At 60.2% G+C, this 23,261-nt stretch carries 19 protein-coding genes; 9 read left to right on the top strand and 10 right to left on the bottom strand.

Features of this window, described 5'->3' with window-relative positions:
- Positions 1–8 precede the first annotated feature (8 nt).
- Both ACQZ5G_RS18085 and ACQZ5G_RS18080 read left to right on the top strand, forming a co-directional pair.
- Positions 9–1,241, top strand: coding sequence for an ABC transporter substrate-binding protein (locus tag ACQZ5G_RS18085; RefSeq protein ID WP_003521275.1), 1,233 nt, complete (start codon positions 9–11; stop codon positions 1,239–1,241).
- Between the two features lie 187 nt (positions 1,242–1,428).
- Positions 1,429–2,541, top strand: a complete 1,113-nt coding sequence (locus ACQZ5G_RS18080) for an ABC transporter ATP-binding protein (protein WP_003521276.1) — start codon at positions 1,429–1,431, stop codon at positions 2,539–2,541.
- 152 nt (positions 2,542–2,693) lie between these two features.
- Here ACQZ5G_RS18080 and ACQZ5G_RS18075 read toward each other — a convergent pair whose 3' ends face one another.
- The gene (locus ACQZ5G_RS18075; RefSeq protein WP_448737932.1) at positions 2,694–3,179 is read right to left on the bottom strand and encodes a hypothetical protein; all 486 of its coding nucleotides are present in this window, start codon (positions 3,177–3,179) and stop codon (positions 2,694–2,696) included.
- Between the two features lie 243 nt (positions 3,180–3,422).
- Between ACQZ5G_RS18075 and ACQZ5G_RS18070 the strand changes: the two genes are divergently transcribed.
- The 6 genes from ACQZ5G_RS18070 to ACQZ5G_RS18045 all read left to right on the top strand — a co-directional run bounded on the left by ACQZ5G_RS18070 (position 3,423) and on the right by ACQZ5G_RS18045 (position 10,594).
- Entirely contained in the window at positions 3,423–4,286 is an 864-nt protein-coding gene (locus ACQZ5G_RS18070; RefSeq protein ID WP_448737931.1) for a MurR/RpiR family transcriptional regulator, read from the top strand.
- An 82-nt stretch (positions 4,287–4,368) separates the two neighbouring features.
- On the top strand, positions 4,369–5,151 hold the full coding sequence (locus ACQZ5G_RS18065) for an SDR family oxidoreductase (RefSeq protein ID WP_448737930.1): 783 nt from the start codon (positions 4,369–4,371) through the stop codon (positions 5,149–5,151).
- A gap of 44 nt (positions 5,152–5,195) precedes the next feature.
- A complete protein-coding gene (locus ACQZ5G_RS18060) occupies positions 5,196–7,115 on the top strand; it encodes a beta-N-acetylhexosaminidase (RefSeq protein ID WP_448737929.1) in 1,920 nt (639 codons plus the stop codon).
- A gap of 10 nt (positions 7,116–7,125) precedes the next feature.
- Entirely contained in the window at positions 7,126–8,559 is a 1,434-nt protein-coding gene (locus ACQZ5G_RS18055; RefSeq protein WP_448737928.1) for a M81 family metallopeptidase, read from the top strand.
- Between the two features lie 62 nt (positions 8,560–8,621).
- Entirely contained in the window at positions 8,622–9,827 is a 1,206-nt protein-coding gene (locus tag ACQZ5G_RS18050; RefSeq protein WP_020808536.1) for an MFS transporter, read from the top strand.
- Between the two features lie 26 nt (positions 9,828–9,853).
- Positions 9,854–10,594 carry a copper homeostasis protein CutC gene (locus tag ACQZ5G_RS18045; protein ID WP_448737927.1) on the top strand — a complete coding sequence of 247 codons (741 nt, stop codon included), beginning with the start codon at positions 9,854–9,856 and terminating at the stop codon, positions 10,592–10,594.
- On the opposite strand, the gene ACQZ5G_RS18040 is transcribed toward ACQZ5G_RS18045, so the two are convergent.
- From ACQZ5G_RS18040 to ACQZ5G_RS18010, 7 genes are all read right to left on the bottom strand, one after another.
- Positions 10,560–11,711, bottom strand: coding sequence for a glycosyltransferase family protein (locus ACQZ5G_RS18040; RefSeq protein WP_448737926.1), 1,152 nt, complete (start codon positions 11,709–11,711; stop codon positions 10,560–10,562). The genes ACQZ5G_RS18045 and ACQZ5G_RS18040 overlap by 35 nt on opposite strands.
- Positions 11,708–12,955, bottom strand: coding sequence for a glycosyltransferase family 4 protein (locus tag ACQZ5G_RS18035; protein ID WP_448737925.1), 1,248 nt, complete (start codon positions 12,953–12,955; stop codon positions 11,708–11,710). The genes ACQZ5G_RS18040 and ACQZ5G_RS18035 overlap by 4 nt, the downstream gene beginning before the upstream one ends.
- A gap of 43 nt (positions 12,956–12,998) precedes the next feature.
- Positions 12,999–14,207 carry a glycosyltransferase family protein gene (locus ACQZ5G_RS18030; protein ID WP_448737924.1) on the bottom strand — a complete coding sequence of 403 codons (1,209 nt, stop codon included), beginning with the start codon at positions 14,205–14,207 and terminating at the stop codon, positions 12,999–13,001.
- Between the two features lie 72 nt (positions 14,208–14,279).
- Complete coding sequence (locus ACQZ5G_RS18025) at positions 14,280–15,455, bottom strand: ABC transporter permease (RefSeq protein ID WP_003521287.1); 1,176 nt, start codon at positions 15,453–15,455, stop codon at positions 14,280–14,282.
- Positions 15,452–16,450, bottom strand: coding sequence for an ABC transporter permease (locus ACQZ5G_RS18020; protein WP_003521288.1), 999 nt, complete (start codon positions 16,448–16,450; stop codon positions 15,452–15,454). Before ACQZ5G_RS18020 ends, ACQZ5G_RS18025 begins: the two co-directional genes overlap by 4 nt.
- A gap of 1 nt (position 16,451) precedes the next feature.
- Positions 16,452–18,353, bottom strand: a complete 1,902-nt coding sequence (locus tag ACQZ5G_RS18015; RefSeq protein WP_448737923.1) for an ABC transporter substrate-binding protein — start codon at positions 18,351–18,353, stop codon at positions 16,452–16,454.
- Entirely contained in the window at positions 18,350–20,242 is a 1,893-nt protein-coding gene (locus ACQZ5G_RS18010) for an ABC transporter ATP-binding protein (RefSeq protein WP_174057428.1), read from the bottom strand. Before ACQZ5G_RS18010 ends, ACQZ5G_RS18015 begins: the two co-directional genes overlap by 4 nt.
- 211 nt (positions 20,243–20,453) lie before the next feature.
- Here ACQZ5G_RS18010 and ACQZ5G_RS18005 point away from each other — a divergent pair, with 211 nt between their 5' ends.
- Entirely contained in the window at positions 20,454–21,416 is a 963-nt protein-coding gene (locus ACQZ5G_RS18005; protein ID WP_448737922.1) for a glycosyltransferase family 32 protein, read from the top strand.
- Here the strand turns inward: ACQZ5G_RS18005 and ACQZ5G_RS18000 are convergent.
- Both ACQZ5G_RS18000 and ACQZ5G_RS17995 read right to left on the bottom strand, forming a co-directional pair.
- Positions 21,408–22,151, bottom strand: a complete 744-nt coding sequence (locus ACQZ5G_RS18000) for a polysaccharide deacetylase family protein (protein ID WP_448737921.1) — start codon at positions 22,149–22,151, stop codon at positions 21,408–21,410. The genes ACQZ5G_RS18005 and ACQZ5G_RS18000 overlap by 9 nt on opposite strands.
- On the bottom strand, positions 22,148–23,245 hold the full coding sequence (locus tag ACQZ5G_RS17995; protein WP_448737920.1) for a glycosyltransferase family 4 protein: 1,098 nt from the start codon (positions 23,243–23,245) through the stop codon (positions 22,148–22,150). Before ACQZ5G_RS17995 ends, ACQZ5G_RS18000 begins: the two co-directional genes overlap by 4 nt.
- Positions 23,246–23,261: the final 16 nt, after the last annotated feature.

Raw genomic sequence — 23,261 nt, 5'->3', positions numbered from 1 at the left:
GACTACCTATGGCACTGAAACATTACGGATTGGCGCTCTGCGCTTTCGCATTTGCCGGTTCCACTGCCCTTACGACGGTGACGGCGCACGCTGCCGACAAGGAGATCAGCTGGATCTATTGCGGCGACAAGATGGACCCCATCCATGAGAAATACATCAAGGAATGGGAAGGCAAGAACGAGGGCTGGAAGGTCGTGCCCGAGGTCGTCGGCTGGGCCCAGTGCCAGGACAAGGCGACCACGCTCGCCGCTGCCGGCACCCCGGTCGCCATGGCCTATGTCGGTTCGCGCACGCTGAAGCAGTTCGCGCAGAACGATCTCATCGTTCCGGTGCCTATGACCGAAGACGAAAAGAAGAGCTATTACCCCAACATCGTCGACACCGTGACCTTCGAGGACACGCAGTGGGGTGTGCCGGTCGCCTTCTCGACCAAGGCGCTTTACTGGAACAAGGACCTGTTCAAGCAGGCGGGTCTCGATCCGGAAACGCCGCCGAAGACCTGGGCCGAAGAGATCGCGTTTGCCAAGCAGATCAAGGAAAAGACGGGCATTGCCGGCTACGGCCTGCCCGCCAAGACCTTCGACAACACCATGCACCAGTTCATGCACTGGGTTTACACCAACAACGGCAAGGTGATCGACGGCGACAAGATCACGGTCGACAGCCCGCAGGTTGTTGCAGCGCTGAAGGCCTATAAGGACATCACGCCCTATTCCGTCGAAGGCCCGACGGCCTATGAGCAGAACGAAATCCGCGCCATCTTCCTCGATGGCAAGGTCGGCATGATCCAGGCCGGTTCGGGCGCCGCCACGCGCCTGCAGGAAACCAAAATCAACTGGGGCATCGCCACGCTGCCGCTCGGTCCGGAAGCAAAGGGTCCCGGCACGCTGCTCATCACCGACAGCCTTGCGATCTTCAAGGGAACCGGCGTGGAAGAAAAGGCGACCGAATTCGCCAAATTCATCACCTCTCCCGGTCCGCAGGGCGAATACGAACTGCAGGGCGGCGCGGGCCTCACCCCGCTGCGTCCGTCGCCGAAGGTCGATGAATTCATCGCCAAGGATCCCTTCTGGAAGCCGCTGATCGACGGTATCGCCTATGGCGGTCCCGAGCCGCTCTTCACGGACTACAAGGGTTTCCAGGACACGATGATCGAGATGGTGCAGTCTGTCGTCACTGGCAAGGCAACCCCGGAAGATGCCGCGAAGAAAGCGGCTTCGGCTCTCGAGCAGTATAAATAATCTTTCATGAGCACGGATGCGGGCGCTGGCCGTCCGCATCCGGCAAGTTTCGCCGTGGGAATGCCCTGCGTCTTCCGGGATGCTCTTTCCCCTGTTTTCAACGGTTCCGATCCGGTGTGGCTTTGCCCCTGTTTCGGAACATCTCTGAACGTGGCCAGATGTCGGCCGCTGACGGGAGAGGCAAGTCTTGGGTCAGCTTTATCTCAACAACGTCCGCAAGAACTATGGACATTTCGAAGTCATCAAGGGCGTTCAGCTCGACATCAGGGATGGCGAGTTCGTCGTTTTTGTCGGCCCCTCGGGATGCGGCAAATCCACATTGCTGCGCATGATCGCCGGCCTTGAGGATATTTCCGCTGGCGACGTCGTCATCAATGGCGTGAAGGTCAATGACTTGCCGCCGGTCAAACGCGGCATCGCCATGGTGTTCCAGTCCTATGCGCTCTATCCGCATATGACGGTTTTTGAAAACATCGCTTTTCCGCTGCGCGTCGAGAAGATGGAGGAGGACAAGATCAAGCAGAAGGTGGAGGGCGTCGCCAAGATTCTCCAGCTCGATCAGCGTCTGCAGCAGCGCCCCGGCATGTTGTCCGGCGGTCAGCGCCAGCGCGTGGCGATCGGCCGCGCCATCGTTCGCGAACCGAAGATATTCCTGTTCGACGAGCCGCTTTCCAACCTCGATGCAGCACTTCGCGCCGATATGCGCATCGAACTCACCAATCTTCACCGGACGCTGAAGGCGACGATGATCTATGTCACCCACGATCAGGTGGAAGCCATGACCATGGCCGACCGTATCGTGGTGCTGAATGCCGGCGAAATCGCCCAGGTCGGTGCGCCGCTCGAGCTTTATCACAAGCCGGCTAACCTCTTCGTGGCAGGTTTCATCGGCAACCCGAAAATGAATTTCCTGAAGGTCACGTGCAAATCCGTCAGCGCCGAGGGTGTGACGGTGGAATATGAGGGCCAGACGATCACCGTGCCGGTGGAGCCCCGCGCCGGTCTTGAAGGCACGCAGCTGACGCTCGGCATCCGCCCGGAACATACCGGCCTCGAAACGGCCGACCTCAATGTCACGGTCGCGCCCAGCGTGATCGAGCGGCTCGGGGTCAATACCATCGCCTATGGCGTCGCGCCGACGGGTGAGAATTATTGCGCGCTGCTTTCCGGCTCCGCACCTGTGGTCGTGGACGAGCCCATCGTCACCGGCATCAAGGCATCGGATTGCCATCTGTTTGACGAAAGCGGCATTGCGCTGGAGCGGCGCGTCGATCTTTCAGTCCTCAAGTTGATCCAGTAAGGCGCAGGAGCCGGGCCATGTTATCTGTTTTTCCATGCCCGGCTGTTCCTGACGCGATCCGTCCCCGGCAGCATTTTTCCGCCCCTTCCAGACGAAAAAACAACGCCGGGCTTTCGGCCCGGCGTGCAAAGCTTTTCCAGATGTCTTCTGGATCACGGCATGGGGTTGGGCATGTAGCCGGTGAAACCGCTGATCTTCCAGCGTCCCTGATGCAGCCGGCAATAATAGAGTGTCTGCCATTTCATGACGTCGAAGCTGCCATCGGCCTTGCGAAGCCCACCGTCGAACTTCTTGCGCACCAGCGCGGTCTCACCTTCCACTTCGATTTTTTCCAGCGTGGTGGTCGCAAAGATCGCATCGCGCGGGTCCTCTGCGAATTGCTGGGTTTGAAAATCCTGCGCTTGCCGCAGCCACTCGTCGCGATAGGCGCTGAGAGAAGGGAAGGACATGCGCCAATTGTCCGGGTTCGTATCCCGGTTGGCGTTGATGCCGAGAAAGCCGTCCTCGACGAAATCATCCGCGACCTTCGACCAGTCGGCGGCCAGAAAAGCGTCGATGTCCCGCGTTACCAGCATCTCCCAGATGGAATGGCGGGCGATGTCTGTTTCGGGAAAGGGGTTTTTGAAGGGATCACGCATGGTTTGGGTCCATTATTGAAATTATTTTCAAGATTTGGAGATTTCTCTGGTGTTGATTGTTGGCATATGCTCATCTCTCGATCAACAGAGAAAATAATTTTCAAATCAAAGGTGTGCGTGGTGTCGTCAGCAAGACGAAACATCCTCGATTCATGGATCTATGCGGTTGACGGGCGCGCTTTCTTAGGGTGCATCGGAAACGGGGCCAAGCCTTAAGTTTTGGCGGAACGGAGACCGGTGAACATGGATATTTTCGCAAGAATACAGGAAGACAGGGGACAATTCTCGCAGTCGGAGCGGCGGATTGCCGATATTCTGGTTTCGGACTTCGAATTCGCCGTCAATGCCTCGATCATCGAGCTGGCGGCCCGCGCCGAAGTGTCTCCACCGACCGTGACGCGGTTTTGCCGTCGGCTGGGGTGCCAGAGCTTTTCGGATTTCAAGGTCAGCCTCGCCAAGACGGCCTATGTGGGTATCCGATACCTCACCTCCGAACCCTCCAGCACGGGTCCTTCGGATGTTGCGGAAGAGGTGCTCGCCAAGGCGCAGGAAGCGCTTTTCCTGTTGCATAGGACGCTCGATCCCGCCCTTGCCGATGAAGCGGCGAGCAGGATCGCCAATAGCGGCATGATCTATGCCTTCGGCGCAGGCGGCAATTCCTCGATGATCGCTTCGGAAATCCAGAACCGGCTGTTCCGCCTGGGCCTGCGTGTTTCGACCAGTGCCGATCACAGCATGCAGCTGATGATGACGGCTGCGGCGCGCAAGGAAGATGTCATCATCGGTTCGTCCTTTTCCGGCCGCAACATGGAACTGGTGAAATGTTTCAGGCTGGCGCGGGAAATGGGGGTCACCACCATTGCGCTTACCCAGAGCGACACGCCTGTTGCCGCGGCTGCCGACATGGTGGTGGCCGTCAATGTGCCCGAGGGAAACAATATCTTCCGCCCCACCTCATCGCGCTACCCCTATCTGGCCGCCGTCGATGTTCTGGCGACGCTTGCTGCCTATCATCAACGGCAACGATCGATGGTGACGTTACGTCATATCAAGCAGCAGCTCGTGGAACATCGTGACCCGGATGACAAGCAATTGCTCGGTGACTGAGGCGGGCTGACGAAAAACACAGGCTGCTTTGCCTGAGACCCGCTTTGTGGCGGGTCGGAAAGCTTCAAGGGAGTTGTAGGAGATGAAGGACAGGAAAGACCAGCTCGCCGTCGTTACCGGCGCGGCAGGTGATATTGGCCGGGCAATTGCCACGGCGCTCGCTGAAAGCCATGCAAAGGTCGTGTTGGTCGATATCGACCCCGGCGCCCTTTCGAGCGCGCTATCCCTGCTTTCCAGTCCCCGCTTCGTTGCGAAAACCTGCGATGTTACAGATCCGCAGGACCTTGAAAGGCTTGCTGCCGAGGTTGCGGAGCTGGGCGATGTTGTAACCCTCGTCAACAATGCGGGCGCGGCAAGAGCGGTCAGCCTGCACGACACGACTGCCGATATATGGCGCAGGGACAATGCCCTCAATCTGGAAGCGCCGTTTCTCTGCTTCAGGGCTTTCGAAGAGGCGCTGAAGCGAACCCAGGGGTCGGTGGTCAATATCACGTCCGTGAACGGCATGGCGGTGTTCGGCCATCCGGCCTATAGCGCGGCGAAGGCCGGGCTGATCCATCTGACCAAGCTGATCGCCGTGGAATACGGCAAATTCGGCATACGTTCCAACGCCGTTGCGCCGGGCACCGTGCGCACCCAGGCATGGGAGGCGCGGGCCGCCGCCAATCCTCAGGTCTTCGAAGAGGCGAAGCACTGGTATCCGTTGCAACGCATCGTGAGGCCCGAAGATGTGGCCAACGCCGTCGCCTTTCTGGCCGGCCCGCAGGCGGAGGCGATCAGCGGCGTGTGCCTGCCGGTCGATTGCGGACTGACGGCGGGGCAGGCGCCGCTGGCCCGGACCTTCTCGCAATCCGAACATTACTGACCGAAGCCCTCCTGAGGGCTCAATGCGCAATAAAGGGGAGCATCATGGCGCTCGCACATTATCGTCTCGAAAATTCCTGGCATCCGCTCAAAGATTCCGCCTCGGGCGGTTTTACCTTTACCCTGGTCAATCTTTCCCGCGAGCCGTTGAAGGATTTTCGCATCGTCTACACGTCGTTGACGCGGACGGTAGACAAGCCCGCTTGCGACAATGCCGTTTATCTGCGCCGCAACGCCAATTTCCATGAGTTTGCACCGCCGTCGGGCTTCGTGCTCGAGCCGGGGAAATCCTGGCGCTTCACCGTCGATGGCCTGCTACGACCGGCCCGGCATCGCACGGATGGCGCGAAATCCGCCTATGTCAGCCTTGCCGACGGAACGCATCGCGCCGTCGATGTCGGTGACCTGATGCTGGATGGGCGTCACAGCGAGCCGGCACCGGTGCTGCTTCCCGAAGGCAAGCTCGATCTGCCCTTTTCCATCCAGCCCTGGCCCGCTGAAATCGACGCCGAACCGGGCGAGGGTTTTCCCGTCGCGCTCTTCCCGGCGGAAGATGCGGGTGCAGAAGAAGTGCTTGCGGTGGAAACCGTGCTTTCGCTGTTCCGCAGGCTCTTTGCCGTCGGGCACGTGCCCTTCAGCCTTGCGCCGGTTCATGAGGGAAAACCGCTTCGTTTCAAGCGGCATAGCGGGCTGGAAGCGGAAGGTTATCGCCTCACTTTCTCAAAAGAAGCGGTGGTTGTGGAATATTCGGCCGCTGCCGGTCTGCAATATGGCCTGACGGTTCTGGCGCAGCTGCTGCATGGCGCGCGCATCGATCCCCAATTCCGCTTCCCGGCCTCCGGCACTATCAGCGATGCGCCGCGTTATAGCTGGCGCGGCTGCCATCTCGATGTCTCCCGGCAATTCTATCAGACAGGCGATGTCCTGAGGCTTATCGATATTCTCGCATGGCTGCGCATGAACCGCTTCCATTGGCACCTGACGGATGACGAGGCATGGCGGCTCGAAATCAAGGCCTATCCGCTGCTGACCACCGTTGGCGCCACGCGCGGTCCGGATGCGCCGCTTCTGCCGCAGCTCGGTAACGGGGCTGAGCCGGTGTCGGGCTATTACACGCAGGATGAGGTGCGCATGGTCGTCGCGCATGCGGCGGCATTGAACGTCGAAATCGTGCCGGAAGTCGATATTCCGGGCCACAGCACGGCGGCTCTCGTGGCCTATCCGGAGCTGACGGACGGGCAGGAAGCGCCGGACAGCTACCGCTCGGTACAGGGATATCCGAACAATGCGCTCAACCCGGCCATCGAGCCGACCTATGAATTCCTCGGCAAGATATTCGACGAGATGGTGGAGCTGTTCCCGTCGCGGCTGATCCATATCGGCGGCGATGAGGTTGCGGATGGGTCATGGCTGGCCTCGCCGCTTGCCAAGGCGCTGATGGAAAAGGAGGGGCTCGACGGCACCTTCGGCATCCAGTCCTATTTCATGAAGCGCATTCAGGGGATGCTGCATGAGCGCGGTCGCCAGCTTGCCGGCTGGGACGAGGTTTCCCACGGCGGCGGTGTCGATCCCGCCGGAACGTTGCTGATGGCGTGGCAGAAGCCGGAAGTCGGGCTTGAGCTTGCAAAGCAGGGCTATGACGTGGTGATGACGCCGGGTCAGGCCTATTATCTCGACATGGTGCAGGATGAAGCATGGCAGGAGCCGGGCGCAAGCTGGGCCGGCACCGTTCCGCCTTCGCATACTTATGCCTATGAGGCTGTCGGCGAATTTCCCGAAGAGTTGAAGGAGCGGATGAAGGGCGTTCAGGCCTGCATCTGGTCCGAACATTTCCTCAATCGCGCCTATTTCAACCATCTGGTTTTCCCCCGTCTGCCGGCGATTGCCGAGGCGGCGTGGACGCCAAAGGCGCAAAAGGACTGGCTGCGTTTTGCGGCCATCGTCCCCTTGAACCCGGTTTATTGAGGAAGGCGACATGCGTATTGCCGTGGGTGGAATTCATACCGAATGCAGCACCTATTCGCCGGTGCTGATGGGCGAGCAGGATTTTCGCGTCTTTCGCGGCGCGGAACTGCTGGAGGCCGAGTATTTCAATTTCCTCGGTGAAGGCGGGGCGGACGTGTTGCCGCTTCTGCATGCGCGGGCGGTGCCGGGCGGCCCGGTGTCGCGTGTGGCCTATGAGACGTTCAAGGCGGAGTTTCTCGAACGCCTTAAGGCCTGCCCGCCGCTGGACGGGCTTTATCTCGCCATGCATGGCGCGATGAATGTCGAAGGCATGGACGATGCGGAAGGTGACTGGATTTCAAGCGCCCGCGCCGTCGTCGGGCCGAATGTCGTGGTCTCTGCGAGCTATGACTTGCATGGCAATGTCAGCCAGACGATCATCGATCAGCTCGACATATTTGCCGGCTATCGAACTGCGCCGCATATCGATGTGCGCGAGACGATGGTGCGGGCGTGGACGATGCTGCTGAAGGCCCTGAAGACGGGCGAAAAGCCCGGCGTCGCCTGGGCGAAAATCCCCGTTCTGCTGCCGGGTGAGAAGACATCCACAGAAGACGAACCCACCAAAAGCCTTTATGCCGTTCTGCCGGATCACGATGCGCGGCCCGGCATTTGGGATGCGAATTTCATGATCGGCTACGTCTGGGCGGACGAACCCCGGGCGACGGCCTGTGCGGTGGTGACGGGAACGGACAAAGTGGCCGCACAGGCAGTCGCGACCGAGATCGCGCAATCCTACTGGAATGCCCGGCAGGATTTTCGTTTCGGCCCCGTGACAGAGCCGCTCGAGGCTATTCTGGATATCGCCGAAAACACGGCAACGCGGCCGATCATCTTGGCCGACTCCGGCGATAACCCGACCGGCGGTGGGGTTGGCGATCGCGCCGATGTTCTCGCTGCGCTGATTGCGCGCAACTGGCAGGGCGCGTTGCTGGGCGGCATCACCGACAGGCCGGCGGTCGAAGCCAGTTTTGCGGCCGGCGAAGGTGCCGCGCTTTCCCTGAAGATCGGCGGCAGTCTCGATCCGCAGAGCCCGTCCGTGACCGTCGAGGCCCATGTTGTGAAACTGGACGATCCCGGTGCTGCTGACCAGCGGCAGGCAGTGGTCGCCATCGGCGGCATCACGGTCATTCTGGCGGCGCGGCGCAGGCCTTATCACATGATTTCCGATTTCACCCGTCTCGGCTTTAATCCGAAGGAGGCGCGGCTGCTGGTCGTCAAGTCCGGTTATCTTTCACCGGAGCTTGCGCCTATCGCCAATCCCAACCTCATGGCGCTGACGGAAGGGGTCATCAATCAGGATATCGAAAAACTTCCCAATCGCCGCCGGGACGGCGATTTTTACCCATGGAAGCCGCATTTCGATTATACCCCTCAGCCCATCCTTTCGGCCCGCTGGCGATGACAGCGGTTCGGTAGCTTTTACCCAGCGATCCGGCGGTGCCGGATCATCTCAGGCGAATATCCATGCCGTCGGCTCTTTCCATCGTCATCAACAATCCGTCGATCCGCATCGGAGCGCTCGCCATCCTGTTCTTCGGGTTTTCGAATGCGGCGACCGCCCCCTATCAGGCGGTCATCGGCATTCGCGAAATCGGGCTGAGCAACAGCGTCTATTCGCTGTTGATGCTATTTGCCGCCGTCATCAATGTCAGCGCCAGCGTGTTGATGGGCATTGTCGCAGACAGGCTGGGTGAATATCGCAAGCCAATGCTCTATATCGCGCTCTTCGGTGTCAGCGGTTATCTGCTGGTCTATCTGGCCGGCAACGCCACCGCCTTCGTCGCCGCAAAGCTGGTGCTTCTGCCGATTTTCGGAGCGATGAATTCGTTGATCTTCGCCCATGTGCGCGCCGACGCGCGTAACCTTTCGACGGGTGAGATGATCGCGGTGAATTCGATCATGCGGGCAACCATCTCGCTTTCCTGGGTGCTGGTGCCGGGCATTGTCGGTGTTTTTCTGGTGAATTCCGGCAATATGCTGATGGCATTCCTGTTTTCGGGCATCTGCGCGCTTGTCTGCTTTCTGCTCGTCGCCTTCTGTCTGCCACGCGCCGCCACGCCGGCTTCGGCGAATACCGAAGCGCGGTTCGGCCTGCGCGCCTCGCTTGCGGAAATCGGATCGCGGCGGGTGCTGCTGCGGATCATCGCGATTGCGCTCATCTGCTCGATGCTGCATCTCAACGATTCCGTGCGCTCGCTCATCATAACCGGACAGGCCAAGGGCACGGTGGCGGATATCGGCATTGTTGCGGGTATCGTCGCTGCGCTGGAAATCGTCTTCATTCTCCTGTGGGGCTGGATCGAGAAGAAGGTTCCGCAGACGCTGACACTTGCGGCGGGAGCGGGGCTTTACGCCATCTATCTCATTCTGCAGGGGCTTGCTTCAGCGCCGTGGCATATCTACGCCCAAACGGTCATCAGTGCGCTGGGTGCTGCCGCGATCATCAGCATTCCAATTACCTATCTGCAGGAACTGATCGCGGACCGGCCGGGACTCGGAAGCTCGCTGATCGCCGTCAACATCTTCCTCGGCGCTGGTCTGGGCGCGTTGATTTTTGCCGTTGGAACCCTTGTCTCCAGCTATTCGGGAACCTCCATATTGGGGGCGATCGTAGGGCTCGGCGGCGTTTATATGCTTTACGCGCTTGATGGAAAGGGCCGCCGCAGGTAACGGCCACTCAAATGAAAGAGGTTACGATGATTCTCGAAATTTGCGTGGACGATGTCGCCGGTCTGGAAGCGGCGGTCAGCGGCGGAGCCGATCGGATCGAGCTCTGCGCGGCGCTTTCGGGCGGCGGTGTAACGCCATCGGCGGGTTTCATGCAGCGCGCTGCGTCCTGCGGGGTACCGGTGAGCGTCATGATCAGGCCGCGCGCCGGTGATTTCGTCTTCACGCACGACGAAGCGGATGTGATGAAACGCGACATTGATGCGGCAAGGGCAGCCGGTCTTTCCGGCGTGGTGCTCGGCGCATCGCGTGGCGATGGTTCACTCGATATCGGCTTGCTTGAAGAACTGCGCAGTCATGCCGACGGGCTGGATGTCACGCTGCACCGGGCTTTCGATGTCGTGCCTGACATGGACGAGGCGCTGGAAGCCGCCATCGCGTTGGGGTTTCCAAGAATTCTCACTTCCGGCGGCGCGCGTTCGGCGCTTGAGGGGATTGAGGCCCTGGCACACCTATCCGAGATGGCCGCAGGTCGGATCGTCATCATGCCCGGTGCCGGCGTGCGTCCGCAGAGCGTTCAGACCTTGCTGGATCGCTTTCCGATCACGGAAATCCATGCATCCTGTTCCGCCGTTCCATCCTTTGATCCGGAAAGCAGGGTGGCGAAGCTCGGTTTCACGGGCGCAGGGCGCAAGGTTACCGATGAGGCGGCGGTTCGCGAGTTGAAGACAATCCTCACCGCTCATCGTAAAGACGGCGTAGCGCTCTAGCCGTTCCGGCCGCGCCATCGAGATCGAGCGTGATCGCGCCGGGTGCCGGCAGGGACAATGCCGCCTTGATGGCATCGGCCATCGCTTGCGCTGAAATATCCTTCTCCTCCAGCACATGCGCCAGCCCCAGCCGTGCCAGCCGTTCGGCGCGGGCGCTCTGTTCGGTTTCGCCCCCGGCTGCGAAGGGGATCAGAAGCGAGCGGCATTTTGCCTGAAGAATATCGCAGACGGTGTTGTAACCGGCCTGTGAAATCGAAAGCCGTGCGCCGGCGAGCAAACTTGCGAAATCCTTGCGGAAACGGAAGACGGACACATTGCCCGCCGCCCGCGCCGAGATCGCATCGAAATCCGCCTGCGGCATGTTGGGACCGGTCACGAGGCACCAGTTCTTGATGCCATCCAGCAGGGGGGCAGCCTCGAGAGCAGCCCGGACAAGTGCGGCCCCAACGGCGCCGCCGCCTGCGGAAACCACGATATCGAATTTTTCCGCCGGTTCCGGGGGCGGAAGGGGGGCGACGAGGCCGGTATAGACGATGCGCTGGCTGATCTCGCCTGCGAGGGGAAACGTGTCTTCCAGCCGGGCGAAATCCGGATCGCCATGGACGAGCACCGCATCGAAATGTTTCTTCACCAGTGAAACGGTCTCTTCGTCCCGGCCCGGTTTGGTCTTTTCCTGCAAGATATCGCGCAGCGACGCCATGACGAGCGGGCGTGGTTCGCTGTCTTCTATCTCATCGAGAAGCGGCAACAATTCGAAACGCACCTGCCTGCGACCGAAGGGGAAGGCCTCGATGATAACGATATCGGGTTTTGCGCCGTGATAGGCGCCGATCAGCATATCGGTTCTCAGCCTCTTGAAGTCGTCGTCCACCGGTTTGCCGGAACTGTCGACCAGGCCGGCAAAGCTGCCATCGCTGACGGCGATGGGCGGCAATTCGACATGGCGGATGCCCTCGCCCGGAAAGCCCGGAACCGGCGTGCCGCCCGTGACCAGCACGACATCGAAACCTTTCGCCTGAAGGGCGTTGGCAATGCGGCTGGCGCGGGCGATATGGCCGATGCCGAGAAGGTGCTGGACGTAGAAGAAGACGCAGGGGCGTTTTTCCGTATCGGTCATGGCGTTTTTTCCCACTCGGTCTCGAACAGGGCCTTCAGCTCGACAATGCTGGTGCGATGGTCGAAGGCGGTGCGCACACGGTTTTCGGCGGCACTGCCAAGACGCTGGCGCAATTGCGGATCGGTGATGGCCGTGCGCAGGGCCTCTGCGAAGGCGGCCGGATTTTCCGGTTCCGTCAGCAGGCCGTTTTCACCACTGACGAAGAACTCCGGAATACCGGAAATATTGGTGGAGATGCAGGTCAGCGCCTGGCTCGCGGCCTCGACCAGCACATTTGGCAGGCCGTCGCGGTCGCCATCGCTGGTGATGCGGCAGGCAAGGGCGAAGAGGTCCGCTTCCCGGTAGTTCTCCAGCACCTGCTTCTGGTCCATGGCGCCGGTCCAGACGATCCTGTCGGCGACGCCGAGTTCGTCTGCAAGTTTCTTCAGGGAGGCCAGTTCATCGCCGCCGCCGATATGGGTGAAACGCCAATGGATATCCTGCGGCAGCGAGGCGAGCGCACGCAGGAGAATATCGATGCCCTTTTTCTTGACCGCCCGGCCGACGCTCAAAATCCTTACCGGATCATCGGCATCTGAACCATCTCTTGCCGGTCGTGGCGTGTCGAAATGCGGGAAACGGGTGAGATCGAGGCCATGATAACTCAGATGCACATTCTGCCCGGCCCCGGAAAGGGTCTGCAGATGCCGAAAGCCGCCGGCAGTGCATGTCACGGCCCAGCGGGCGCTTTGCAGCTTGGCGGCAAGGTCGCGGTCGTTCGAGGTCCAGATGTCCTTGGCGTGGGCCGAAATCGTCCAGGGCGTGCCGGTGATGAGGTGGGTATAGGCGGCGACCGAGGCGGGCGTATGGATGAAATGGACATGCAGCCATTCGGCATCCGCCGGCCATTCGTGAGCTAGCACGGCGGCCTGCCCGAAACGGCGGAAGCGATTGCGGCTGAGATCATGTGGCAGATCGCTGAAAAAGCGGCGGAGCGCCTTGGTGAAGCCCGGCTTCCTGCGGCAGGCCCAAAGCGCCTTCAAAACCCGCAGCGGTTCCTCGTGCAGATATTCCGGCAGATATGTGACGGGCGCGCGGATTTCATCGTGAACGGGGTGGCGCTTCTTGTCCGTGGGCCGGCGCATCGACATGAGTTCGAGTTTCAGTCCGGCTTTCTCCAGCCCCAGAAGCTCCTGGGCGATGAAAGTCTCGGACAGGCGCGGATAGCCCTTGAGGAGCACCACGATTTTTTTTGTATCGGTCACGTTGCGCGTGTCTCTTTTGAAGCGGTGTTTGTCGGGGAACCGGTCACGCAGTCAGCGTGATCGGCGCCTTGTCGCCCTCGGGCGGCAGCCATTCGGCTATCCGGCGCGATATGTTTTCCAGACCGTCCAGCTTCAACCCGCGCGCATTGACGGAAGGCCGTGCGCGGTTCGGCAGCGCTTTCAGAGCAGCCGCCATTTTTGCCGGGTTTTCGGCATCTTCCGGCAGAAGCATGTCGAAAAGGCCAAGCTCCGAGGCGCGGCTGGCGCGGATAAGCTGCTCTTCGCGCGGCACCGTGCGCGGCACGACGAGGGCGGGTTTGTCGAAGGACAATATCTCGCAGACGGTGTTGTATCCGCCCATGGAGACGACGGCCTGCGCGCCGGCAACGAGATCTTCCATGCGGTTGTCGAATTCGATGATTTCGATATGCGGAATATCGGCAACGCTGCTCATGAAGCGCTGGCGTTGATCCGCCGGCATATAGGGGCCGAGCACCACCAGCGCCTTGTGCGTCAGTTCGCTGTCATGGCGATAGGCGTTGATGACGTCGTCGATCAATTCGCTGCCATCGCCGCCACCGCCGGTGGTGACGAGAAGGTAATCGCCTTCCGGCCGATGCGATACGGTCTCGGCCTGCGTCTTGGATCTTTGCAGGAAACCGACGAAATCCATCTTGTCGCGCACGGTGTGCGGAACGTCGAGCCCCGTCAGCGGATCGTGGAAATCGGGTGGGCCATAAATCCAGACGTGGTCATAGAACTGGCCGATCTTGGTCATGACATTGTTGCGCTTCCACTCCGCTTCGAGCAGCTGCGGCGCATCCATGACGTCGCGCAGGCCGATGACGAGCTTGGTGCCGTGTCCCTTGAGATAGGCGAGCGTTTCCTCCACCTCGCCGCGCAGGCCCATGGGTTCCTTGTCGACGATGAAGATATCCGGCTGGAAGCTTTCGGCGGTGTGGTAGATGATGGAGCGGCGCATCTTCAGCGTTTCCTGAAGATCGATATGCCTGTCCATGGACGTATATTCGCCGTTGCGCAGCTTGATAACGCTCGGGATTTTCACGAAATCGACGCGGGCGCGGTAATCGAAAGCGCCGGCAATCGTCGCGCCTGAAATGATGAGGACGTTGAGGCCGCGATAATCCTCCACCAGAGCATGCGCGATGGTGCGACAACGCCGCAGATGCCCGAGGCCGAAGGAATCGTGGCTGTACATGAGGATACGCGCGTCGTTCAAACGGGAGGTCATGGGCCACACCTCTTTTTGCCTTTCACAAAAAAGGCGATGGTGGAAGGGCAGTTTATCAAAGGGTGTTCCATTTTATCTGAAGGGATCCGCAGCATCACGTAGTCCGTCACCGAAGAAATTAAAGGCCAGAATGACGAGAACGACCGGGATCGTCGGGATGAGAAGCCATGGATATAGCGCAATGACGCTGACGCTGCGCGCTTCCGTGAGCAGAATTCCCCAACTTGTGATCGGCGGCCTGAGACCGAGGCCGAGGAAGCTCAGCGCGGTTTCGCCGAGAATCATGCCGGGGATCGTCAGGGTGGCCGATGCGATCAAGTGCGACATGAAGCCGGGAATAAGGTGCCTGCCGATGATGCGCGGCGTGCTGGCACCCATTAATTGTGCAGACAAAACATAGTCTTCTTCGCGAAGCGCCAGAAGTTTCGAGCGCACGGCGCGTGCAAGGCCCGTCCAGTCCAGCATGCCGAGAATGATGGTGATGCCGAGATAGACGAGGATGGGGCTCCAGGTCACCGGCATGATCGCCGCAAGCGCCAGCCAGAGCGGAATGCTCGGGATGGATTGCAGGACCTCGATGATACGCTGGACAATCAGATCGAATGTGCCGCCGCGATAACCCGCCAGACCGCCGATCACAATGCCGAGAACGAAGCTCATGGCGACGCCGAGAAGGCCGATGGTCAGCGAAATGCGCGCGCCATAGATGATGCGGGACAGCACGTCACGGCCGAGACGATCCGTGCCGAGCAGGAACAATTCACCACCCTCCGCCGGGCAGACGAGATGGGTTCTGCCCTCGAACATGCCCCAGAAGCGATAGGTATCGCCCTTGCAGAAGAAACGCAGTGGCTGGATATCCGTCGGCACATCTCGGTAGACCCGTCTCAGATTGTCCATGTCGAGCGTCATTTCCCGGCCATAAACGAAGGGGCCGACAAATTTTCCGTCATTGAACAGGTGGATGGCCTGCGGCGGCGCGTAGATATGCTCGATATTGCGGGTGTGGAGATTATAGGGTGCGAGGAATTCGCTGATCAGGATCGAAAGATACAGCACCACCAGAAAGGCGCCGGACCACACCGCGATCTTGTGCTGACGGAACTGCCACCACATGAGGCGCAGCTGTGAGGCCTTGCTGAAGGCCGCCATTCCGGATGTGTTGGGTTCGATCAGCGACGGGTCGAAGGGCGCGGTCGAGACATAATGGGGCAGCGCTTCGCCGGGTTTCGGAATGGATGAAGTCATTTGACGTTACCACCTCCGAAGCGGATTCGCGGGTCGAGTATGGCAAGGGCGATATCCGACACCAGAACGCCGATCACCGTCAGGAATGCGAGGAACATCAGGAACGAACCGGCCAGATACATATCCTGGCTCTGCAACGCCCTGATGAGCATGGGACCGGTGGTTTCGAGCGACAGCACGACGGCGGTGATTTCCGCGCCGGAGATGATGGCGGGCAGGATCGAGCCGATGTCCGAGATGAAGAAATTCAGCGCCATGCGCAGCGGATATTTGGTGAGCACCTTGAAGGGGTGCAGCCCCTTGGCGCGGGCGGTGACCACATATTGTTTCTGCAATTCATCGAGCAGGTTGGCGCGCAGACGGCGGATCATGCCGGCGGTGCCCGCCGTTCCGATGATGAGGACGGGGATCCAGATGTGTTCGAGGATCGACTTGAACTTCGCCCAGCTCATCGCCTGGTTCAGATATTCCCGATCCATCAGATGGCCGATGGAGATGCCGAACCAGATATTGGCGAAATACATCAGGATCAGCGCCAGCATGAAGTTGGGAATGGCGATGCCGAGCAGGCCGAGAAAGGTGAGCCCGTAATCGCCCCAGCTGTATTTATGCGTGGCGGAGTAGATGCCGATCGGGAAGGCGATAAGCCAGGTGACGATGATGGTGACGAAGGAGACCAGAACCGTCAGCCACAGGCGGTCTCCCACCACATCGCTGACCGGCAGCTGATATTCGAAGGAATAACCGAAATCGCCGACCAGCATGCCGGTCGCCCAGCGGAAATAGCGGATCGGGGCTGGCTGGTCGAAACCGTAGCGGACACGCAGCTCCTCGATTTCGGCAAGGTTCGCCGTCTCGCCCATGGCGCGCAGCTCGGCGACATAGCTTTCGAAATAATCGCCCGGCGGCAATTCGATGATGGTGAAGACCAGCATCGAGATCAGGATCAGTGTCGGGATCATGACGAGGATGCGCTTTAAAATATACCGCAGCATATCAGGCGTCTCCGTCATACCAGAAGCTATCCGGCATATAGACGCCGAGATAGGATGTGGGCTCGTAACCGAAAAGCGCCTTGTCCGGCACATTTCGCATGCGTTTGACATGAACGACGGGTTGCAGCGCGCCGTTGACGATGCCGATGGAAAACACCTGCTGCGTATAGATCCCCAGCATTTCCAGCCAGATGGCTTCGCGCTCCTGTTCGGTGACGCTTCTGCGCCATTTTTTCAGGAGATCGAGCAGATGCGCCGCCTCCGGCAGATCGGGCTCCTTGCCCTCGCGGCCGCCGGAAAGATAGTGGACGCCCCAGACCGGCCATTGCAGCTGGTCGTCGCCGGTGGGCGCGAGGCCGGAAGGCAGCATGTCCGGCGTCGGTACACCGTTATCCATGCCCATCCATACCGACATCAACACCTCGCCGCCCATGGCGCGCTTGCGGAAGACATCGCGCTGGGTGGGGCGGACGGAAACGGCAATGCCGATATGCCGCCAGTGATCCGTCACCAGTTCCATCACGTCGGTTTCAAGCGTGCTTTCGCCTGTCGTTTCGACGATGATATAGGCCGGGCGGCCATCCGGCAGGAGCCGAAGGCCGGCATTGTCGCGCTTGTCGAGACCGGCTTCATCGAGCAGCCTGTTGGCCGTCGCCCGGTCGAAAGCGCTCCAGGCGTCCGCAAATTCCTGCCGGTAAAGCGGGCTTTCCGGCAGAACGGTATCGGCGCTTTCCTTGGCCAGCCCGTAAAAGCAGACCATGTTGATTTCGTGCCGGTTTATCGCGAGCGATAGCGCCCGGCGCACGCGCACATCCTGAAAAGCGCTGCGCCAGACCGGGTCGGCACAATTCAGATTGGGCAGCAGCGCGATGCGCGAACCCTGAGAGCGCTTGTAGAGGTTCACCTTCAGGGGAAAACGCTTTTCGGCATCCTTCAGAAAGGTGTAATCGGCGAAATCGAGGCCGAAATATTGCAGATCGCTATCGCCCGACGCCGTCTTGGCCGAGATGATGTCGGACGAAGTGACGTTGAGCAGGAAACGATCAAGATAGGGCAGTTGCAGGCCGTTTTCGTCGACCCGGTGATAATAGGGGTTACGCTCGAAGACGAATTGTTCGGCCGGCGGCGCGGTGGTGTTGCGCCAGGCATCCAGCGTCGGCAGATCGGGATTTTCGGGCCGCACCTGCCGCGACATCTTGATATGCAGCCCGCTCCAGTCATCCGTCTTGTTTTTCTTGATCAGCTTGGCGAGCTTTTCCGCCGTCTGATATTTGACGTGGAACTGTTTCATATAGGCGGCGGGCAGGAACAGCCGGGCCGGTGAGGCCGCTGCGAGCTTCGCCAGAAAATCCGGGTTCGGACCGTTCCAGGTGTAGCGCACGGTCAGCCGGTCGATGACTTCGATAAGCGGCGGCTTGCTGTTGACCAGAAGTTCGATCGGCGGGCCGCCCTTGTGGATTTCCCTGTTGAGGGCGACGTCCTCCCAGAAATAGCGGAAATCCTCGGAGGTGAAGTCGCTGCCGTCGGACCATTTGTGGCCTTCGCGCAGCTTGAAGGTGAAGATGCGTTCTTCCTGAACGTCGTAGCTTTCGAGAATATCCGGATGAAGCTCGAATTTCTCGTCATAGCCGACAAGGCGGGCATAGCTGCTGATCGGCATCAGGCGAATGTCGCGCTGGCCGCCAATGAGCATACGCACCGAGCCGCCATGTTTTCCCGGCTCGCGGCCAAGCGCTTTCATGTCGATGACGCGCGGGTTTTTCGGCAGGCGTTCGGCCACGTCGGGCAATTCACCCTTTTCCCGTTTTTCCTTGAAATAGGCGGGGTCGGTATAGGCGGCCCGCGCATAGGCCGGCAGGAAGACGGAAGCCAAGAGGGCAAGGGTGGTGCGACGCGTGATCAAGGGCGAAGCTCCCGGATATCGGCATTGCCGTTTGCGAGCACGAAATGGCCTTCGCCGAGATCGGCGGAAATCATGTCGCCATCACCCTCGTCGCGGAACTGTTTGCCCCAGTCGAATTTGCCCGTCGCGCTGATCTTGCCGATGGTGCGGAAATCGAGCGGGCGGTCGAGATCGGGGAAAGGCACGGCCGCCAGCAGGGATTTCGTATAGGGATGAACCGGAGAGCGCATCAGGATTTCGCGCGGCGCCAGCTCCACGATGCGGCCCTCGCACATCACCGCCACGCGGTCGGCCATATAGTCCACCACCGCCAGATTATGCGAAATGAAGAGATAGGTCAGCCCGAGATCCTGCTGCAAATCCTTCAGCAGATTGAGGATTTGCGCCTGCACGGAGACATCGAGGGCGGAAACGGGTTCGTCGCAGATGAGAAGTTCGGGACCGAGCGCCAATGCCCTGGCGATGCCGATACGTTGTCTTTGGCCGCCCGAGAAACTGTGCGGGTAACGGTTGAGCGCGCTTTCTCCGAGCCCAATGGCCCTGACGAGATTGCGCACTTTCTCCGCGCGGTATTTCGCATCGCCCCGTCCGTGGATTTCCAGCGGCTCGCTCAGGATGTTGCCCACGGTCATGCGTGGAGACAGCGACGATATCGGGTCCTGGAAGACCATCTGTATCTTCGACCGCAGCTCTTTCAGGTCTCCGTCCCTGGCATTGAGGACGTCGATGTCGCCCTCAGGCCGGTGAAAGGTCACCGAGCCTTCATCCGGGCGAACGGCGCGCATGAGGATTTTGCTGACGGTGGTTTTGCCGCTGCCGCTTTCACCCACCAGCCCGAGGCATTCTCCGCGGCGAATTTCAAAACTGACGCTGTTGACCGCTTTGGTGGCATTGGAGTCGCCTTTGCGGAACCAGCTGGACTTCCGGGTCGTGAACGTCTTGCTGATATTGTCCACGGTCAGAAGCGGGCCGGGGGTCTTGTTCACCGCGGCGTTTTTTTTGCCCACGAGGCTTTCGTGGTCAATGTTGATTTCGCGAAGCGCCTTCAGCCTTTCGCCGGGCTTCATGTCGAAATGCGGCACGGCGGCCATCAGACCCTTGAGATAGGGATGGCTCGGCGACTTGAAAATCTCGTCGACCGTACCGGCCTCCATGATCTCGCCCTGATAGATCACGGCAACTTCATCGGCGATGTTTGCCACCACGCCGAGATCGTGGGTGATGAGCAGCATGCTCATGTTCAGACGGCTCTGCAGATCACGCAGCAGCTTGAGGATCTGCGCCTGTATGGTCACGTCGAGCGCCGTCGTCGGCTCGTCGGCGATCAGCAGCGCCGGGCGACAGATCAGTGCCATGGCGATCATGGCGCGCTGGCGCATGCCGCCCGACAGCTCGAAGGGATACATGTTCACGACCTTCTTGGGTTTGGAAAACCCCACGAGGTCGAGCGTTTCATGCATTTTTTCCGCACGTTCGGCCGGTGACAGGATGCTGTGAATCCTGAGCGCCTCGTCGATCTGGTTGCCGATGGTGTGCAGCGGCGAGAAAGACGTCATCGGCTCCTGAAAGATCAGGCCGATGCGATTTCCGCGTATCGAACGGATTTCCCGGCCGTCCTTCGGCAGTTGTAGCAGATCGACAGGGCCGGCCGCGGCATTTTCCGGATCGGTGAACAGCACGCGGCCATTCACGCGAGCCGTCTTGGGATGGATGCCCATGATGGTCTGGCCGATGACGGATTTTCCGGAGCCGGACTCGCCGACGAGAGCAGTGACTTTTCCCGGAAGAATGCGAAGGCTCGCGCCCCTGACGGCATCGATGGTGCCGCCCATGAGAGAAAACGAGACCCGCAGATTTTCAATACGGAGCAAATCTGCGCCTGCGCTCATGCCAAAGGGTTCCTTGCCGTCTCTTTATCGTTGCCTTGTGACAATTTGCTCAGGAGGGCTTAAATCCACGTTATCGCAGGGTTTGTTGTCTGTCTATGCCTCTGAAACATCGAATTGTTTAGCGAATTCAAAGCCGGCTTCCGAAACACGACGGCTTGCCTGACGCCTTTTGTTTGGCGATATGTTAACGAGCGTTTCTGGATGAGGATCCATGTCCGACAAGAAATATTACGATGCCCAGCTGGATAAGGCCCGGCAGTTGCAAAATGGCGGCCAGTATGCGGAAGCCAACGCGCTTCTCTTATCGCTGGTTGCAGCAAAGGACGGCCACCTGATGGGTGAGCAAACGGTGCTCGGCCTGCCGCGCCGGCTGCACGCGGCACGGCTGCGCCTCGCCAAGGCCGAGGGCGATATGGTCGCCAAGATCGGTTATCAATATACGCTTGTTCCGCCCCCGCAGGTGCTGGAGAAATATGCGCGGTTTTCCACGGAAGAACGTCGCACGATCAGCGTCAAAAGCCGTGAAGATGTGCCGAGGCTCATCCACCAGATATGGATCGGGGAAAAAGCCCCGCCGGTATCGGTTGAGGCATGGGCCGCCCACGCTTCCAACCATGGTTACGACTATCGGCTCTGGCGGGAGGCCGATCTTGAGCGGGAAGGCGTGTTTTCGAACGGCGTCTTCAAAACAATGCTGGACAAGGGCGATTATCCGGGCGCGGTGGATGTGGCCCGCTATATCCTGCTGGAGCGGTTCGGCGGCATCTATCTCGATTGCGACTGGTATCCGGCGCGGGACGATGTGAGTTTCGATACATTCCTGCCTCTGGCGGGGCTGACGGTGTTTGACGAAAAAACGCCGCGGGACACGGGGCAGGGCAGCATGCTGCTTGCCAATTCCTTCATCGCCGCGCCTGCCGGACATCCGGTTTTCAGCAGGATGCTGAATGCCTTTCCCGGGATTATCGAAGACATGCCTCGCGCACCTGCCTGGTGGTCGACCGGCCCCTTGATCTTCACCATCATCGCCCGGGCGGGAAGTATCAGCCTCGCGCCGGCGGGGTTCGTTGCCGCGTCCCTTCCCGACCGCGCGCCCTTTGAAACGGTGGAAGCGGTCAGGCGGAAACTTTCCACTGAAGCGAGCGGGTTGCTGATCGCCTGGAAATCATGGTGAGATGTCGTCGACGAGGTCTTTCGAAGAACGCCAGCGGGCAGCGGGATGGTCGGCGGTCACCTCGAAAAGCCGTCTCAGAAAGCGCCAGACATTGTCGTCATGGACGAGATGGTGGGTGAGGATGCCGGTCGTGCCGCCGTTTTCGGCGGCACTCAAGATGCGGGTGGCGGTCTCCGCGAAGAGCACGTCGTCGTCGCGGCCACCGCGGCTGCCGTGCCAGTCGATCACATCGACATGGGTGTTCAGGCAGGGCGGCGGGGTGCTTTTCTCCGGGCCGAAAACGGATAGGGCGCGATATCCGAGGCCCGCCAGTGCCTTCACGATACCGGCATCTATGCGGTTCCACGGCGGCACGAGCATCGGCACCAAACGCCCGCCATGCAGATCGTGCAGTTTATCCAGTCCGGATTGCAATTCATCGAGAACGACAGCGGGATCGCGATGCGATCCGAGTTCCTGTTTCTTTTCCTTCTCGCCGGCATAATTCGTATGGGACCAGCCATGCACGGCGACCTGGGCAATGTCCGACGCATCCAGATGCCGTGCGAGCTTATCGGTCGTCATCTCGGGGATGACCGCGAGCGTGACCGGAGCGGAAAAGCCGCCGCAAAGATCGAGCAACGTGTCGAGCGCGGGCGTCGGCTCCACCGCATCGTCGTCCCGGAGCCAGAGATCGGCGGATATGCCGCGCCGCCCGCATTCGTCCAGTGCCGCAACGAGTTTTTCCAGACTCATGATTTTCGCGCCTTTGCTTGCAGCAGGATATGGTTCAGTTCTTTTGCGGCATTTTCCAGAGACCGTTCGTTCCTCACGAATTGCCGGGCCGCCCGTGCCAGTTCTTCGCGCTGTCTGCCATCGCCGAGCAGGGTTTTAATCGCGTCGGCATAGGCGGCTCTATCATTTTCTGGTGTCAGTAATCCTGTGGCGCCGGATTTTACCACCTCGGGAACGCCAGCCACTTCTTCGGCCACAACGGGCAGGCCGGCAGCCTGCGCCTCGAGATAGGCGAGACCATAAGCCTCGCCATGGCCCGGCCAGACATAGAGAGAGGCTTTTGAAAGGAGCATTGCGATCTCGGTCGCGGTTTTTTCCCCGTGCCAGACGAGACGGTGGTTGGGAAACGCGCTGAACATGGCCTGTACGGCCGTGCGTTCCGGTCCGTCGCCGACGATATCCAGCGTCCAGTCGAGATCATGCGGCAACAGGGCGAGCGCTTCGGAAAGGGCGCGATAGCTGTCGAGCTTGTCACCCGCCCGCATCATGGCGACGGTGATGAGCCTTGCGGGTGTCGGCTGGGGCGTGTTCTTGAGAAAGGCCTCGGCATCGATGAAAGGCGGCAGCATGGCCCAGCGAAGGGCGGGCGAGGCCCGCACAAGCCCTTCACGATCCCGTGCGGTGAAGCAGATATTGATGGCGGCGGCGTTCAACGCGGCCAGCAACCCATCCTGAACCGCCTGCCATCCCATCCCATTCCGTTTCGGCGAATAGGACGCTTCGGCGCTGGCATAGGGGATGTCGAAACGTTTGCTCAGTTCCGGTCCAAGCAAGTCCGGAGCCTTGTAATAGGGGTGGTAACAAAACCAGAGATCCGGCACGCCATCCCGTCGCCAGCGCCGTGTGACGATCTCGATTTCGCGCTCGGCCTCCTCGGCGAGCAAGGCCCTTGCCGGGTCATCCGGCTGTTTCAGGAAGCTGCGCAGTTCCGAAGCGACGGAAACATCGTGACCGCCCATCGTGATCGCCGTCATTAGCAAACGGGCCATCAGCCGGTCGCCGGAGGGAACGGGATGGTTGGGTGATTTGAGCGGCGCATAAAAGGCGATCTTCATGGCGATGGTTGTGCGT

Source organism: Agrobacterium sp. 22-214-1, assembly GCF_053522465.1.
The sequence above is the reverse complement of the archived record's forward strand: the minus strand, read 5'-3'. Positions and strand labels throughout refer to the sequence as shown.